The organism is Marisediminicola antarctica (assembly GCF_009930795.1).
Taxonomy (GTDB): Bacteria; Actinomycetota; Actinomycetes; order Actinomycetales; family Microbacteriaceae; genus Marisediminicola; species Marisediminicola antarctica.
The window spans coordinates 248,395-262,986 of record NZ_CP017146.1; the positions used below are offsets into that span (position 1 = coordinate 248,395).

13 protein-coding genes are annotated in these 14,592 nt (G+C 67.4%); 7 read left to right on the forward strand and 6 right to left on the reverse strand.

Going from position 1 to position 14,592, the window contains the following annotated elements; translation table 11 throughout:
* Window positions 1–11 precede the first annotated feature (11 nt).
* The gene (locus BHD05_RS01175; protein ID WP_161884805.1) at window positions 12–926 is read left to right on the forward strand and encodes an oxidoreductase; all 915 of its coding nucleotides are present in this window, start codon (window positions 12–14) and stop codon (window positions 924–926) included.
* Here BHD05_RS01175 and BHD05_RS01180 read toward each other — a convergent pair.
* A complete protein-coding gene (locus tag BHD05_RS01180; protein WP_161884806.1) occupies window positions 874–1,749 on the reverse strand; it encodes an alpha/beta hydrolase in 876 nt (291 codons plus the stop codon). The two genes, BHD05_RS01175 and BHD05_RS01180, sit on opposite strands and share 53 nt — an antisense overlap.
* Before the next feature lie 154 nt (window positions 1,750–1,903).
* A complete protein-coding gene (locus BHD05_RS01185; protein ID WP_161884807.1) occupies window positions 1,904–3,946 on the reverse strand; it encodes a sensor histidine kinase in 2,043 nt (680 codons plus the stop codon).
* Window positions 3,947–4,033: 87 nt separating this feature from the next.
* Between BHD05_RS01185 and BHD05_RS01190 the strand changes: the two genes are divergently transcribed.
* The 3 genes from BHD05_RS01190 to BHD05_RS01200 are packed head-to-tail and all read left to right on the forward strand — an operon-like array spanning window position 4,034 to window position 6,176.
* A complete protein-coding gene (locus BHD05_RS01190; protein ID WP_161884808.1) occupies window positions 4,034–4,402 on the forward strand; it encodes a response regulator transcription factor in 369 nt (122 codons plus the stop codon).
* Window positions 4,403–4,443: 41 nt separating this feature from the next.
* The gene (locus BHD05_RS01195; RefSeq protein WP_161884809.1) at window positions 4,444–4,875 is read left to right on the forward strand and encodes a MarR family winged helix-turn-helix transcriptional regulator; all 432 of its coding nucleotides are present in this window, start codon (window positions 4,444–4,446) and stop codon (window positions 4,873–4,875) included.
* Window positions 4,872–6,176: an MFS transporter gene (locus tag BHD05_RS01200; RefSeq protein WP_202614253.1), complete on the forward strand. Its 1,305-nt coding sequence runs from the start codon at window positions 4,872–4,874 to the stop codon at window positions 6,174–6,176. The genes BHD05_RS01195 and BHD05_RS01200 overlap by 4 nt, the downstream gene beginning before the upstream one ends.
* Window positions 6,177–6,184: 8 nt before the next feature.
* Here BHD05_RS01200 and BHD05_RS01205 read toward each other — a convergent pair whose 3' ends face one another.
* The 4 genes from BHD05_RS01205 to BHD05_RS01220 are packed head-to-tail and all read right to left on the reverse strand — an operon-like array spanning window position 6,185 to window position 10,700.
* Entirely contained in the window at window positions 6,185–7,030 is an 846-nt protein-coding gene (locus BHD05_RS01205) for a transglutaminase family protein (protein WP_161884811.1), read from the reverse strand.
* Window positions 7,027–7,956 carry an alpha-E domain-containing protein gene (locus BHD05_RS01210; protein WP_161884812.1) on the reverse strand — a complete coding sequence of 310 codons (930 nt, stop codon included), beginning with the start codon at window positions 7,954–7,956 and terminating at the stop codon, window positions 7,027–7,029. Before BHD05_RS01210 ends, BHD05_RS01205 begins: the two co-directional genes overlap by 4 nt.
* Window positions 7,950–9,626, reverse strand: a complete 1,677-nt coding sequence (locus BHD05_RS01215; RefSeq protein WP_161884813.1) for a circularly permuted type 2 ATP-grasp protein — start codon at window positions 9,624–9,626, stop codon at window positions 7,950–7,952. The genes BHD05_RS01210 and BHD05_RS01215 overlap by 7 nt, the downstream gene beginning before the upstream one ends.
* Window positions 9,627–9,674: 48 nt before the next feature.
* A complete protein-coding gene (locus BHD05_RS01220; RefSeq protein ID WP_161884814.1) occupies window positions 9,675–10,700 on the reverse strand; it encodes a LacI family DNA-binding transcriptional regulator in 1,026 nt (341 codons plus the stop codon).
* Window positions 10,701–10,934: 234 nt separating this feature from the next.
* Between BHD05_RS01220 and BHD05_RS01225 the strand changes: the two genes are divergently transcribed.
* The 3 genes from BHD05_RS01225 to BHD05_RS01235 are packed head-to-tail and all read left to right on the forward strand — an operon-like array spanning window position 10,935 to window position 14,555.
* Window positions 10,935–12,458, forward strand: coding sequence for a sugar ABC transporter ATP-binding protein (locus BHD05_RS01225; protein WP_161884815.1), 1,524 nt, complete (start codon window positions 10,935–10,937; stop codon window positions 12,456–12,458).
* A gap of 5 nt (window positions 12,459–12,463) precedes the next feature.
* Window positions 12,464–13,483 (forward strand): ABC transporter permease, encoded by a 1,020-nt coding sequence (locus tag BHD05_RS01230; RefSeq protein WP_161884816.1) that lies wholly within the window; start codon window positions 12,464–12,466, stop codon window positions 13,481–13,483.
* Window positions 13,476–14,555 (forward strand): ABC transporter permease, encoded by a 1,080-nt coding sequence (locus tag BHD05_RS01235; RefSeq protein ID WP_202614254.1) that lies wholly within the window; start codon window positions 13,476–13,478, stop codon window positions 14,553–14,555. The genes BHD05_RS01230 and BHD05_RS01235 overlap by 8 nt, the downstream gene beginning before the upstream one ends.
* The last annotated feature ends 37 nt before the right edge of the window (window positions 14,556–14,592 follow it).

Below are 14,592 nucleotides of genomic sequence, written 5' to 3' on the forward strand. Positions count from 1 at the left end.
ACGGTAGCAGGATGCCTACCAACTGGACCGCCGCCGACATTCCCGAACTCGAGGGCCGCACCGTGATCGTGACCGGCGGCAACAGCGGCATCGGTTTCGAAGCCGCCCGGGTCCTCGCCGGCCGCGGCGCACGAGTTGTGCTCGCCGTGCGGGATCCGAAGCGCGGGGCGGATGCCGCGGGCGCGATCGCCGAATCGGTCGAGGTGCGCAGGCTCGATCTCGCCGACCTCGCCTCGGTGCGCGAGTTCGCCCAGGACTGGAGCGGCGACATCCACGCGCTCATCAACAACGCCGGCATCATGGCACCCCCGCTGTCGCGCACGAAGGACGGTTTCGAGGCACAGTTCGGCACGAACCACCTCGGCCACTTCGCGCTGACCAACCTGCTGCTGCCGCACATCACCGGCCGGGTCGTGACAGTCGCGAGCCTCGCCCACCGCCGAGGCAAGATCGACACTGTCGATCCGAACTGGAACACCCGGACCTACCGACGCTGGGAGGCGTACGGCCAGTCCAAACTCGCGAACCTGCTGTTCACGCTCGAATTGCAGCGCCGCCTCAGCGAGGACGGCTCTCCCGTGATCGCCACGGCCGCCCACCCCGGATGGGCAGCGACGAACCTGCAGAAGTCCGAGAACCGACTCGGTACGGCGCTCGTGAAGCTCGGCAACCGGCTGCTCTCGCAGGATGCCGCAGGCGGCGCCCTGCCGACGCTGTTCGCCGCGACGGCCGACGTTCCAGGTGCCAGCTACGTTGGGCCGTCCGGCCGCGGCGAGCTCAAGGGAGCTCCGGTTCTCGTCGAGCGATCCGCCGCAGCATCCGACCCCGCCAGCGCCGCGAGGCTCTGGAGCCTCTCCGAGGAGCTGACCCAGGTCACCTACCCCGAACGAAGTGGCCGGCGAGCCACTTCAACAGATCAGCCGTAACCTCGGGGTAGTTCGTCTCGTTGTAGATCTCGTGCCGCGCGTCGGTGTAGATGATCAGCTCGACATCGGTCAGCCGCGAGCGGGTCACGTAGGCCTGGGCAAGTAGTTCCGCGCTCGTCGTGCCGCCGAACGGGTCGTCGCTGCCCACCTGGATGAGCAGCGGGATGTCGTGCTTCAGCTGCTTCGCCGGCTTGCCGAGCAGACCCAGTGCGTCGCGCAGCCCAAAGAGCTTGATGGCGTCGGCGGTGAAGGCGAGGTCGTCGGCGAGGAACGCCGCCGAGACCTTCTCATCGCGGCTCAGCCACTCGTATCCCGTGTCGCCGAGGTGCGCGTGCCGGGCGTTGAGGTCGCCGCCCTTCATGTGCACAAAGGTGCGGTACGCGGTTCCCGACAGCACGACGGCGTCGTACTCGTCCGAGTGGTCGTTGATGATCTTCTGCACGATGATCGAACCCCAGCTGTGCCCGAACAGTGCACAGGGAACGTTGGGGTTTTCGGCGCGGATGATGGCGCTCAGGTCGCGCACCGCCTCGACGGTCGCCTTCATGCCGCCGGGGCCGAGGCGGCCCAGGCGGGAAAGATCGCTCCCGTGCTGGCCGAGCCCCGTCTGGCCGTGCCCGCGGTGGTCGTCGGCGTAGACGGTGTAGCCGTCCTTGACGAGCGCCTGCGCGAGCCGCTCGTAGCGGGAGGCGTACTCGCCGAGCCCGTGCGCGATCTGCACGATTCCGCGCGACTTGCCGGCCTTCCACACGTAGTAGTGCACCGTCACGCCGTGGGCGTCGGTGAAGGTGTGGTCCTGCCGTGCCGCAGTGAACTGGATCACCGTGTGCCCTCCTCGAACGCCTCCATTGTATTGGCGCGCGAGCGCGGGTGTATTGGCGCGCGGGGGCGGGTGTATTGGCGCGCGGGCGCGGGTGTTTTGGCGCGCGAGCGCGGGCGTATTGCCGCGCCGAGGGCGGGCGGGTGGCGGCGCGCGCCTACCCGGCCACGGTCGCCGGCACCTCCGGCACAGCTGGCACAGCTGTCACGGCAGGCAACGCGATCTTCACGGTCGTCCCGTGCGGTTCGGCGTCGGTGATGGTGACGTACCCGCCGAGGCGCTCGACGAGCGACTGCACGATCGACAGGCCGAGACCCGTTCCCGGCACACCCTTCAGCGTGGCGGCGGGCGACCGGTAGAACCGATCGAAGACATGCTCGATGTCCTCCGCAGGAATGCCGGGGCCGGTGTCGGTCACGACGACCTCGACGTGATCTCCGCGGAGAGATGACGAGAGCTCCACCGATCCGTGCTCCGGCGTGAACTTGAGAGCATTCGAGAGAACGTTGGAGACGATCCTCGTCAGATCGCGCACGTCGCACAGCACCTCGGGATCGGCGAGGTCCACGGCCACCGTGATGGTCTGGTTGCGGCCGAGCGCAGCCTGTCCCTGCTGGCCGATACAGGCGCGGAGCACGTCGTTCACGTCGACGGCCGCGCCCGGGCGGATGGAGTTCTGGGTCGTCATGCTGGAGATCTCGAGAAGGTTCTCGACGAGGTCGGTGAGCCGCCGGGCATTCCGCAGGATGATGCGCACATAGGCCTGGTCGTCGCCCGTCGTCGTCTCCTCGAGCTCCTCCGCGAAGCCGAGGATGCTCGTGATCGGGGTGCGCAGCTCGTGGCTCACCGACGACGCGAAGTTGTCCTTCTGGCGGCTCAGGTCGCGGAGCCGGTCCGCGACATCCTTCTCCTGGCGCAGGGCGTCGAGGGTGGCGCGCTCCGCCGCCCGCCTGGTTGTCACATCGATCAACTGCGCGGTTACGACGGCGGCGCCGTCCTCGCCGCCGAACCTCGTCACGAAGAGCTCGATGAGGCGCCCGTTCGGCAGTTCGATGTCGCCGCTGAACCCATCGCCGGCATCCGTCAGCACGCGCGCGGCGATCTCAATGAACGGATCGTCGCCGTGGATCGGCACGAGCAGTTCCGTGCGCGAGGGTGTCGCGAGCTCGGGCCAGCCGAGCAGCTGGGCCGCGACTGAGTTGCCCTCGACCGCCCTGATCGAATCGCTGCCGTGCTGCGCGAGGATCACGAATCCCACCTGAGCGCCGACGAAGCCGCCGCGCAGGAGCTGCTCCCGCGCCTCCACCTCAAGGGCGAGTTTCTCGCGCTCGCGCCGGGCCGTCGAGAGGAAGAGCATTGATGCCGCCAGAGAGATCAGGTAGATCTGAAGCAACTGGGAGGTGTTCAGCACACCGAGCCCGTCTCCGACAAACGGACCGCCACCGACCGCGGTCAGCACGGTGACGCAGATGGCGGTCATGAGAATTTCCACCGCGACGAACTTCACTCCGAAACGGAATGTGGCCCAGGCGAGCACCGGGAAGGTCAGGAAGGCGAGGGAGACGTTCTGGCCCGGTGAGAAGACCAGGAACACGACCGAAGCGAGAGATGCCAACTGGATGAGCCGCTCGACGCCGCGGCCGACGTACAGCGACGAGGCGCTCGAAAGCACGGTCGGCACGATCACGATCACCGCCGAGGCATGGGATGCCGCAAGCGCGACGACGCTCGCGACGAAGTCACCGCCGAGCAGCAGCGATACCATTCCCCCGGCAAGTACCCCGAAGCCCGCGGCACCCGCCAGTACGGCGACGAGCAGGCGTCCGACGTCGGGCATGCCCTCGAGCCGCGCTTCCCGGCCGCCGCGGGTGATGAGCGTGGCTACCAGCCAGGCCTCGCCTGCGTTCGCCACGCCGAACAGCACCGAGACGGTGAGCGGCTGGCCGGCCACGTAGTTCGATGCCGTGGTGACCAGCGCGATGGCGATCGCCATCCGCCAGGCGGGGCCTTTCATGCAGAGCATTGCCGCGACGCTCACCCCCGCCGCCGGCCACCACGCGGCGAAGAACGATCCCGGCGGGATGAGGAAGACAGCGGCGAGGCCGAGCACGTAGATGAGAAACAGGGTGGCGACGTGCGCGAGAAGCCGCGAGCTTCCGCGTGCAGCGCGCACCGACGACACGATGTTTTGTCCAGCCATAACGCTCCCCCTCGACGGCCCCAGAAGATGACAAGATTGGTCCGCGTTACTCGTAAACTTACCGGCGCACGAAGGGGGGCGGTGGCAATGGCGCGAATTCTCGTGGTCGAAGACGACCCGGACGTGCTGACCCTCGTGATGCACAAGCTGCGACGTGCCGGTCACGACGTGACGTCAGCGATGGACGGGGAGGCCGGTCTGGCCGCCGTTCGCACAGAACACCCTGAGCTCGTGATCCTCGACTGGATGATGCCGAGGATGACTGGACTCGAGGTCTGCCACGCCGTGCGCGAGGATCCTGCGGTGTGGAGGACCCGCATCCTGATGCTGACGGCGAAGGCGCAGGAGGAGGATGTCGAGCGCGCGTTCGAGTCGGGCGCCGACGAGTACATCCTCAAGCCGTTCAACTCGAAAGAGCTGCTCGCGCGCATCGACACGCTGCTCGCGCGGGAGTAGCCCATTTGCTTAGCTAGGCTAATTTGTTAGGCTAAGCAATCGTGACCGACGAGCGCGACATCCCTGACCTGAGCTCAGAGCTGCGCGCATCCGTCATCCGGCTTGCCCGGCGGTTGCGGGCCGAAAAAGCCGACGACGGCCTCACCGATGGACAGACAACCGTGCTCGGGGTGCTCGCCGTGCGCGGCGCCCAGACCCTCAGTCAGCTCAGCGAGATAGAGCGGGTCACCCTCCCGTCGATGAACCGCACCGTGAACGCCCTCGTCGCGGCCGGCTACGTCGAGCGGCACCCGTCGACAGAGGACCGGCGCAAGGTGCTGCTGGCCCTGAGCGTGGACGGCACGAGCATCGTGCGCGAGACCAGGCGGCGGCGGGACGAATGGCTCAGCGGGCGACTCGAGACGCTGACGCCGATGCAGCGCAGTGCGCTGTCAGAGGCGGCCGCCGTGCTGCAGGGGCTCGCCGCGAGTTGAGCACCATGTTCCGCTCGCTGGGCGGGTTCAACTATCGCGTCTGGGCAGCCGGCGCCCTCGTGTCGAACGTCGGCACGTGGATGCAGCGCACAGCGCAGGACTGGCTCGTGCTCACCCAGCTGACCGACAACGACGCCGTCGCGGTCGGCATCGTGATGGCACTGCAGTTCGGCCCGCAGCTGATCCTGCTCCCACTGACCGGACTCGTCGCCGATCGATTCGACCAGCGTCGCATCCTCATGACGACCCAGGCGCTGATGGGCGTGCTCGGCCTCGCCCTCGGGATACTGACCATCACCGGCGTCGTTGAGCTCTGGCACGTGTACGTCTTCGCGGCGCTGCTCGGCTGCGTCGCGGCGTTCGACGCACCGGCCCGGCAGACGTTCGTGTCGCAGCTCGTCGGCCGCGGCAACCTCTCCAACGCCGTCGCGCTGAACTCGGCGTCGTTCAGCGCCGCGCGGATGATCGGGCCGGCGGTCGCGGGCCTGCTCACGGTGCTCGTCGGTGCCGGTCCCGTCTTCCTCATCAACGCCGCGTCCTTCGCCGCGGTGCTCCTCTCCCTCACTTTCCTGCGGGTGCGCGAGCTCCGGCCGGCGCCGCGGGCGGTACGTGAGCGCGGCAACCTCGTCGGCGGCTTCCGCTACGTCGCCCGGCGGCCAGACATCCTCGTGATCCTCGCCATGGTCTTCCTCATCGGCACCTTCGGGCTCAACTTCGGCATCTTCATCGCGACGATGGCGCGGGTCGAGTACGGGGCGGGGGCCGCCGAGTTCGGCGTGCTCTCGTCGGTGATGGCCGTCGGCTCGGTCACCGGTGCGCTGCTGTCGGCCCGCCGCGAGACCCCGCGCCTGCGGTTCCTGCTCGCCTCGGCGGCCGTGTTCGGATTCGGATGCCTCGTCGCCGCGATCGTGCCGACGCTGTGGTCGTTCGGGCTCGCGCTGGTGCTCGTCGGTGTCGCCGCACAGACCTTCATGACCACGGCCAACGGCATGGTGCAGCTCTCGACCGATCCCACCGTGCGCGGCCGGGTGATGGCGATCTACATGGCCATCTTCATGGGCGGCACCCCGATCGGAGCACCCATTGTCGGCCTCGTCGCGAACGAACTGGGGCCGAGGTTCTCGCTCGGTGTCGGAGCGGCATCCGGATTCGCGGCGGCGATCGTGGGCCTCGTCTGGATGGTTCGGCACCAGCACCTGCGGGCTTGGCGCACGGGCTGGCGGGTCGGCGTGACCCACGACGGCGGGAGCCCCGCGAGCGAGATCGCCGTCATCGAGGAGTCCGCGGTGCAGCGCTCCTGAGCCGATCCTCAGCTCTCGCGGGTGATCTCGACCTTGACGAAGAGTTGCGACTTGAAGGGGCCGGCGTACACGCCACGCAGGGGCGGCACGTCGTTGTAGTCGCGGCCACGGCCCACCGTCACATGCCGGTCGCCGATGTCGATGAGGTTCGTCGGGTCGAAGCCTCGCCACTCGCCGCAGAACCACTCGACCCACGCGTGCGACTCCCCGGTGACGGTCTCGCCGATCGCGGCATCCGGCTTCGGGTGCAGGTAGCCGGACACGTACCGCGCGGGGATCCCGACCGAGCGAAGCGCACCGATCGCGAGGTGCGCGATGTCCTGGCAGACCCCCTTGCCGTGGTCCCAGGCCTCTTTCGCGGTGGTCGTGACCGCGGTGACACCCTGCATGTACTCGACGGCGTTGCCGATCGCGACGCAAATGCGCTCGGCCGCCTCGCAGGGGCTCACACAGTCGTCGGCGATCTCGCGCGCGAGCGCGATGACCTCCTCAGGCGGGTCAGTGCGCGGCGTCTGCCCGCGCTGCTCGACGTACTCGGTCGCGCGCTCGGCGGCGACAGCCAGCTCGTCCCAGCTAATGGTGTGCACCGAGTGCACCTTGGGCCGCACCTCGACGAGGCTCGTCGCGGTGAGGGCGAGCTCGCGGTGCGGGCTGAGGATCTCGAAGCTCGAGACCCGACTGCCCCAGTAGTCGACGTAGTTGTGGCTCGCCGACATTGGACGGATCTCGAGGTGGGAGTGCAGCACGAGCTGCCCGTCGGCGCTCGAGGGCAGCATGCGTGCCTCGTTGTACGACGCGGTGACCTCGCCGCCGTAGTGGAAGCCGGTGGTGTGGGTGATGCGCAGGCGGTTCACGAGTTCTCACTCACCCAGTTCGGTGCCGCGTTGGACGGGAAATAGCGTTGCCGGATGGCCTCGGAGGCGGCGCTCGTGGCAAGCTGCACGCTGTCCATGTGGTGGGGCAGGTCGTCGAGGATCTCGGCGATCGGCCGGTACTCGAGCTGGCTGCGGATCTGGCCGAGCAGACGCTGCGCCTGATCGCTCGTGCCCGAGCGGTCGGCGCGCGGGTCGATGTCGCGCATGCACGCCTCGGCCCGGCGCACCGAGAACAGGATCGATCGCGGGAACAGCCGGTCGAGCAGCAGGAACTCTGCCGCGTTCTTGGCGCTCGGCACACCGCGGTAGGTACGAAGATAGGCCTCGTAGGCGCCGCAGGAGCGAAGGATCGTCGTCCACGATGGCCCGCTCGCCTCGGTCAGCGAGCGAGTCGCGAGCAGGCGCGCGGTCATGTCTGCTCGCTCGATGCTGCGGCCGAGGGTGAAGAATTGCCACGCCTCGTCGCGGCTCGTGGCCGACTCGATGATTCCGACCGCGAGGGCGGAACGCTCGCGAACCCAACCGAAGAATTCGTGCACCTTGTCGCCGGAGACCTTGCGTGGCATCCGGGCCCTCGTCGTGTTGAGGCACTCCCAGAGCTCGCTCGAGACGATCTCGCGGGCGCGCCGCGCGTTTTCCCGTGCGGCGCCGAGCGAGTAGGCGATGGATGCCGGCTCGGAGCGGTCGACCGCGAGCAGCGCGAGCACGTCGGCGCGCGAGATCTCGCGGTCGTCGGGAACTTCGGCGCCCATGACGCTGAGCAGCGAACGGCAGGCGAGGTTCTCCTCGATCCACGGGTCCTCGAGCAGCAGTTGCAAGTGCACATCGAGGATGCGCGCCGTGCCGTCGCTGCGTTCGATATAGCGGCCGATCCAGAAGAGGCTCTCGGCGATCCGGCTCAGCATGATGACTCCTCGCTGGACTGCTGCTGCTGCTCCTGCTGCCCGTGGTCGCGCGGCCGGTCCATCGGCGGATGGTCCTGCGGGTTGTCCTGCGGGTTGTCCTGCGCGGCGTGCTCGGCGAGCATCTCCGCGGTGATGATCGTGATCGACTCGGTCGGTGCCGCCTGGTCGGCGACGAGGCCCTGGATGCTGTGCCGCGACACCTGCAGGGGCTCGCGCCCGACCACCCAGGTGTCTTTCGATCCGCCGCCCTGACTGCTGTTGACGACGAGTTGCCCCTCGGGGAGCGCCACGCGGGTGAGCCCTCCCGGGAGCACCCAGACGTCGCTGCCGTCGTTGACCGCGAACGGGCGCAGGTCGGCGTGACGGGCGCGGAGCCCGTCGTCGACGAGCGTCGGGATTGTCGAGAGCTGCACCACCGGCTGGGCGATCCAGCCGCGCGGGTCGGCGATGAGTCGCTTGCGCAGCGTCTCGAGCTCCGCGCGCGAGGCATCCGGTCCCACGACCAGGCCCTTGCCGCCGGAGCCGTCGACGGGCTTCACGACGAGCTGGTCGAGCCGGTCGAGCACCTCCTCGAGTGCTCCTGGATCCTCGAGCCGCCAGGTGTCGACGTTCGGCAGGATCGGGTCTTCGCCGAGGTAGTAGCGGGTGAGGTCGGGCAGGTAGGTGTAGACGAGCTTGTCGTCGGCGACGCCGTTGCCGATCGCGTTCGCGATAGTGACGTTGCCGAGCCGGGCGGCGAGCAGCAGCCCGGGCGAGCCGAGCATCGAGTCGGCGCGGAACTGCAGCGGGTCGAGGAACTCGTCGTCGACGCGGCGGTAGATCACGTCGACGCGCGTCGGGCCGGAGGTCGTGCGCATCCAGACCTTGCCGCCGGAGCAGAACAGGTCGCGGCCTTCGACGAGCTCGATTCCCATGAGCCGGGCGAGCAGGGTGTGCTCGAAGTAGGCGGAGTTGTAGACACCGGGTGTCAGCACGACGATCGTCGGATCGTCGACCCCCTCAGGAGCGCTCGCCCGCAGCGCGTGCAGCAGCTTGTTCGGGTAGTCCCCGACCGGGCGCACCCTCATGCTCACGAACAACTCGGGCAGCGTCTGCGCCATGACCCGGCGATTGGAGATTACGTAGCTCACGCCGCTCGGCACCCGCACATTGTCTTCGAGCACGCGCCAGGCGCCGATCTCGTCGCGGATGAGGTCGATGCCGGAGACGTGGATACGCACGCCGTTGGCCGGGTCGATGCCGGCGGCCTGGCGGTGGAAGTGGCTCGACGAGCTGATGAGCTTCGCGGGGATGACGCCGTCGCGCACGGCATTCTGCGGCCCGTAGATGTCGGCGAGGAAGGCCTCGAGGGCGAGCACGCGTTGCGTGACGCCCGCCTCGACGTTGGACCACTCGGCCTGGTCGATGACCCGCGGAACGGCATCCAGCGGGAAGGGCCGCTCCTCGCCGGCGAAGTCGAACGTGACGCCCTGCGCGAGGTACGAGCTCGCGAGCGCCTCGGCGCGGCCGCGCAACTCGTCCTGCGTCATGTGCGAGAGCGCGGCGTGGATCTCCCGATACGCCGCGCGAGCGGAATCGGGCGTTTCGAACATTTCGTCGAACGGATGCGCGCCCTTGCGCATCTCCGTCGCGGCGGTCGCAGCCGCGTAGCCGTCAAAGAGGTCGCCCATTTGCCCACTCTATTAGGCACGTGTTGCGGGAGTGTTTCGACTGCGCCGCTATCTCGCGCCGGATCCCATGGTGCTCTCGCGGACGATGAGCTCGGGCTGGAATACGACCTGCCGCCGAGGACTCGACGGGTTTTCGGCCTCCTCGAGCAGGATCTCGACCGCCGTCTGCCCGATCAGCGCACTCGGCTGGCGGATCGAGGACAGCGGCACGACGGCGGCGCTTGCGAAGTCAATGTCGTCGTAGCCAACGATCGCGATGTCGTCCGGAACGGTAATTCCGGCGCCTCCGCGCATCAGCAGCGCCTGCAGCACTCCCATCGCGATGAGATCGTTAGCAGCGAAAATGGCGTCCGGTCGGTCCTCCGGCCGCCGGGCCGCTATCGCCTCCCCCGCTGCGCGGCCGGCGATCACGCTCAGTGCCCGCACTTCGACCACTTCGAGCGACACGCCCGGGTGCCTCTCAACGGCCCGCTCCGCTCCCGAATGTCGATCTTCGACCTGTCTGATCTCGAACGGTCCACCGATAAAGGCGATCCGCCGTCGCCCTTGGGCGAGGAGGTGCTCGACGGCCAACCGCCCCCCCGCGACGTCGTCGACCGAGACAGAGCTGAATCCCGAACCGTCAGCGCTTCGGTCGACAAGCACAGCAGGGGTACCTCGTTCGCGCAGCCGCTCTAGCCGTTCAGTCACGTTTCCGAAGGGCGAGACAAGAACGCCGAGCACCCGCTGCTCCTCGAAGAGATCGAGATAGGTGGACTCGCGGTCCGGGTCCTCGTCGCTGTTCCCGAGGATCACCGAGAGCCCTGCCGTGGCGGCTTGATCCTCGGCTCCCCGGGCGAGATCAGTGAAGAAGGGGTTCCGCACATCGAGCACGATGAGACCGATCGTCTTGCTCCGCCCGGCCCGCAACTGCCTCGCGGCGTCGTTGCGCACGAATCCGAGCTCTTTGATGGCCGCGAGCACGCGCTCGGAGGCCGGGCCAGAGACCTTTGCGGGCCGATTGAGCACATTCGACACGGTGCCGACCGAAACACCGGCGTGGGCGGCGACGTCACGAATGCTGGGGGACCCCATGGACCCTCCCCTCCCACCGCCACGTGAGCGGATAAGTATCGAGCACGGCGGGGAGCGCCGTGTGAATCGTTCCATTCTGCCAGATCACGGTTTGAGTACAAATAGCACCTTGTTCAGGGTGCTAAATCGATTGGTGGTTGCAGAACGAGCGCGCACGACCCTAATATGTGGACCTAAGGTTGAAACGATTCATTCCTGATCACACCACACCCCTCACCGCGGAGGCACGAGTCAATGACGACATCAACGCTCGCCGAGGACGTCCCCGTCCTCGAACTTCACCACGCGAGCAAGGCCTTCGGCGCAGTCGTCGCGCTCTCCGACGGCACGATCGAGATCCTCCCCGGCGAGATACACGCGCTGGTCGGTGAGAACGGCGCGGGAAAGTCCACGCTGATCAAGGTACTCGCGGGAGTTCACCGACCCGACTCCGGTGATTTCCGGCTCGACGGGCAGCCGGTCACGTTCAGCACTCCAGCCGACAGCAAGGCGGCTGGTATCTCAGTCATCTACCAGGAGCCGACCCTCTTTCCCGACCTCACGGTCGCCGAGAACATCTTCATCGGCCGCCAACCCCGCGGACGCGGCGGCCTAATCAGCCGCTCCACAATGCGAACCGAAGCCACGAAACTCTTCACGACACTCGGCGTCCCAATTGATCCGGAGCGGATCGCCGCCGGCCTCTCCATCGCTGACCAGCAGATCATCGAGATTGCGAAAGCGATCTCGCTCGACGCCCGCGTGCTCATCATGGACGAGCCGACCGCGGCGCTCAGCGGGGTGGAGGTCGAGCGCCTGTTCGGTGTCGCGAGGTCGTTGCGCGACCGCGGCGCCGGCATCCTGTTCATCTCGCACAGGTTCGACGAGGTCTTCGGCCTGTCCGATCGGATCACCGTCATGCGCGACGGCGCATTCATCGCGACCCACACGACAGGCTCGGTCACCGTCGACGCAATCGTGCGCGAGATGGTCGGGCGGGACATCAGCGCGCTGTTCCCGAAACAGGAGGCCGCCATCGGCGCCCCCGTGCTGAGCGTGCGTGGCCTTGGCCGGGTGGGCGTCTTCAGCGATATCAGCTTCGACGTGCGAGCCGGAGAAATCGTTGGCCTTGCGGGACTGGTCGGCGCGGGACGCACCGAGGTGGCCAGGGCGATCTTCGGGATCGACAAATACGACGCGGGCAGCGTCGAGGTCAGCGGAGTTCCGCTCCGCCCACACGACCCCCAAGCGGCTATCGCCGCGGGGCTCGGGCTCGTTCCTGAAGACCGGCGCAAGCAAGGCCTTGTCATGGAGTTGTCAGTCACCCGCAACGCTACGCTCACCCTGCGCAATGCTCTCACCCGCTTCGGGCTCATCAGCGGAGCTCGCGAGCATGCCCTCGGCGAGGAGTGGTCCCGGCGCCTGCAGGTCAAGACTGCCTCGCCCGACCTTCCTGTCGCGACACTCTCCGGCGGCAACCAGCAGAAGGTCGTGCTCGCCAAGTGGCTCGCGACCGACCCTCAGGTTCTCCTCGTTGACGAGCCGACGCGCGGCATCGACATCGGCACGAAGGCCGAGGTGCACCGCCTCATCTCCGATCTCGCCGGGCGAGGCATCGCCGTGCTCATGATCTCGTCCGAGTTGCCCGAAGTGCTCGGAATGGCGGATCGGATCCTCGTGATGCGCGAGGGGCGACTCACGGCGACGATCGACCGGGCCGATGCCACCGCAGAGCGTGTCATGTTCGCCGCCACCAAAACCCTGGAGAGCATGCCGTGACAACAGTGCAGACACAAACTCCGCCGCGGTCAACGTCGAAGCAGATATCAAGATTCCTCCGTTCGCGCGAAATCCCCGTCGCGAGCGCTTTGATCGTGCTCGTCGTCGTCACCGCGACCATCAACCCGCTATTCCTGACGCCACAGGGAGTCAAAGACCTGTTGCTCAACGCAACGATCGTGGTCATCCTCGCAATCGGCCAGGCGGTCGTGATTATCACGCGCAACGTCGACCTGTCGGTGGGATCCATCCTCGGCCTCGTGGCGTTCGGAACCGGCACCCTCTTTGCCGTGTATCCCGGCATCCCGATCATCCTTGTCTTCCTCATCGGGATGGCGTTCGGCGCCGTCCTCGGGGCCGTCAACGGGCTGCTCGTCACGATCGCGAAAGTCCCTGCACTCGTCATCACGCTCGGAACCCTCTACATCTACCGCGGCCTCAACAACGCCTGGGCAGGAGGAACGCAGTACTTCGCTGGCGACCGTCCGCGCGCGTTCTCCAACCTGTCGACCGACACCATCTTCGGATTCCCCCTGATCACCCTCCTCGCCGTCGTGGTCGTTGTCGGCGTTGCCGTCGTGCTGGCCTACACCCGCGCCGGTCGCGACCTTTACGCGATCGGTTCCGACCCCGCGGCCGCGCGGCTGTTCGGCATCCCCGTCACCCGCAGGGTTCTCGGCGCGTTCGTCGCGAGCGGAGTGCTGGCAGGACTCGCAGCCGTGCTCTACGCCTCCCGCTTCAACGCGGTGGGAGCGACCACGGGCACCGGTCTCGAACTCGACGTCGTCGCCGCGGCCGTCGTCGGCGGCGTCGCGATCTTCGGCGGCAGCGGCACGGTCGTCGGCGCGGCGATCGGGGCCCTGCTTCTCACGACCATCACGAGCGCACTCACCGCGTTGCGAGTCGACAAGTTCTGGCAGCAGGCCATCGTAGGCGTGCTCATCATCGCCGCCATCTCCGTCGACCGGCTCGTGAGCCTGAACCGAGCGCGCAAGCTACGAGTAAGCGAGGCCCGCAATGTCTGAGCGCACGATCATCCGTAGCGGCGAAAGCGCCACGACGACGACAGCTGGAGCCCTCCCCCTGCGCGTGCGCAGCCGGTGGACGCGCATCCTGCTGTCACGGGACGCTGTGATGTTCTACGCGCTCATTGCCGTTGTCGTGTACGCGTACACCCAGGTGCCGTACTTCGCCTCGACGCAGACCGTCGGGTTCCTCCTGCTCGATGTGATCCCGATCCTGCTCATCGCGATGCCCATGGCGCTCGTCATCATCACGGGAGAAATAGATCTCTCGGTCGCGAGCACCGTCGGACTCACCAGTGCCGTGATGGGTGTGCTGTTCCAAGCCGGGGTGCCGATCGGGCTCGTGCTCGTGCTCTGCCTGCTGCTCGGGACTTTCCTCGGCGCGTTCAACGGGTTCCTCGTGACAACCCTCGGTCTGCCATCGCTCGCCGTCACGATCGGCACGCTCGCCCTGTATCGCGGCTTCGCCCTCGTCGTCATCGGCGACAACGCCGTCGCGAACTTTCCCCAGGAGCTCACCCGCTTCTCCACCTCCAAGCTCGGCGACACCGGCATCCCCGTCGTCATGCTCCTCGTGCTCGTCGTCGCCCTGTTCTTCGGAGTGCTGCTGCACTTCACCCCCTTCGGCCGCGCCCTCTTCGCCCTCGGGTTCAATAAGGAGGCGGCCGCGTTCGTCGGCATCCGGGTAGGGCGGGCCAAATTCTGGCTCTTCGTGAGCACCGGGCTTGTGTCATCGCTCGCCGGAATCTTCTGGACATTGCGCTACTCGAGCGCGCGCTCGGACAACGCGACCGGAATTGAACTCGCAGTCATCGCCGCGGTGCTCCTCGGTGGCGTGTCGATCTTCGGCGGCAAGGGCTCGATCCCCGGAGTCATCATCGGCGTGCTGCTGATCGGCACCATCAACTACACCCTTCGGCTCGCCAGATTCTCCGATGTCGTACTCAGCATCGTCACCGGCGCCCTGCTCATCGCCTCGGTCGTCGCGCCGAGCATCGCCGAGTGGGCGAGAGGGCGACTGCACGCGAGGCGCACCACGCGACTCGAACTTCAGAAGGCTGCGGCCCAATGAACCACCCGACACCTGGCACCAGGTGGCGATCACTATG

What these genes read in the sequence shown, in the direction of transcription:
- BHD05_RS01175 (WP_161884805.1), top strand. Translation starts at nt 12, where the DNA reads ATGCCTACCAACTGGACCGCCGCCGACATTCCCGAACTCGAGGGCCGC.
- BHD05_RS01185 (WP_161884807.1), bottom strand. Translation starts at nt 3,946, where the DNA reads ATGGCTGGACAAAACATCGTGTCGTCGGTGCGCGCTGCACGCGGAAGC.
- BHD05_RS01190 (WP_161884808.1), top strand. Translation starts at nt 4,034, where the DNA reads ATGGCGCGAATTCTCGTGGTCGAAGACGACCCGGACGTGCTGACCCTC.
- BHD05_RS01210 (WP_161884812.1), bottom strand. Translation starts at nt 7,956, where the DNA reads ATGCTGAGCCGGATCGCCGAGAGCCTCTTCTGGATCGGCCGCTATATC.
- BHD05_RS01215 (WP_161884813.1), bottom strand. Translation starts at nt 9,626, where the DNA reads ATGGGCGACCTCTTTGACGGCTACGCGGCTGCGACCGCCGCGACGGAG.
- BHD05_RS01220 (WP_161884814.1), bottom strand. Translation starts at nt 10,700, where the DNA reads ATGGGGTCCCCCAGCATTCGTGACGTCGCCGCCCACGCCGGTGTTTCG.
- BHD05_RS01225 (WP_161884815.1), top strand. Translation starts at nt 10,935, where the DNA reads ATGACGACATCAACGCTCGCCGAGGACGTCCCCGTCCTCGAACTTCAC.
- BHD05_RS01235 (WP_202614254.1), top strand. Translation starts at nt 13,476, where the DNA reads ATGTCTGAGCGCACGATCATCCGTAGCGGCGAAAGCGCCACGACGACG.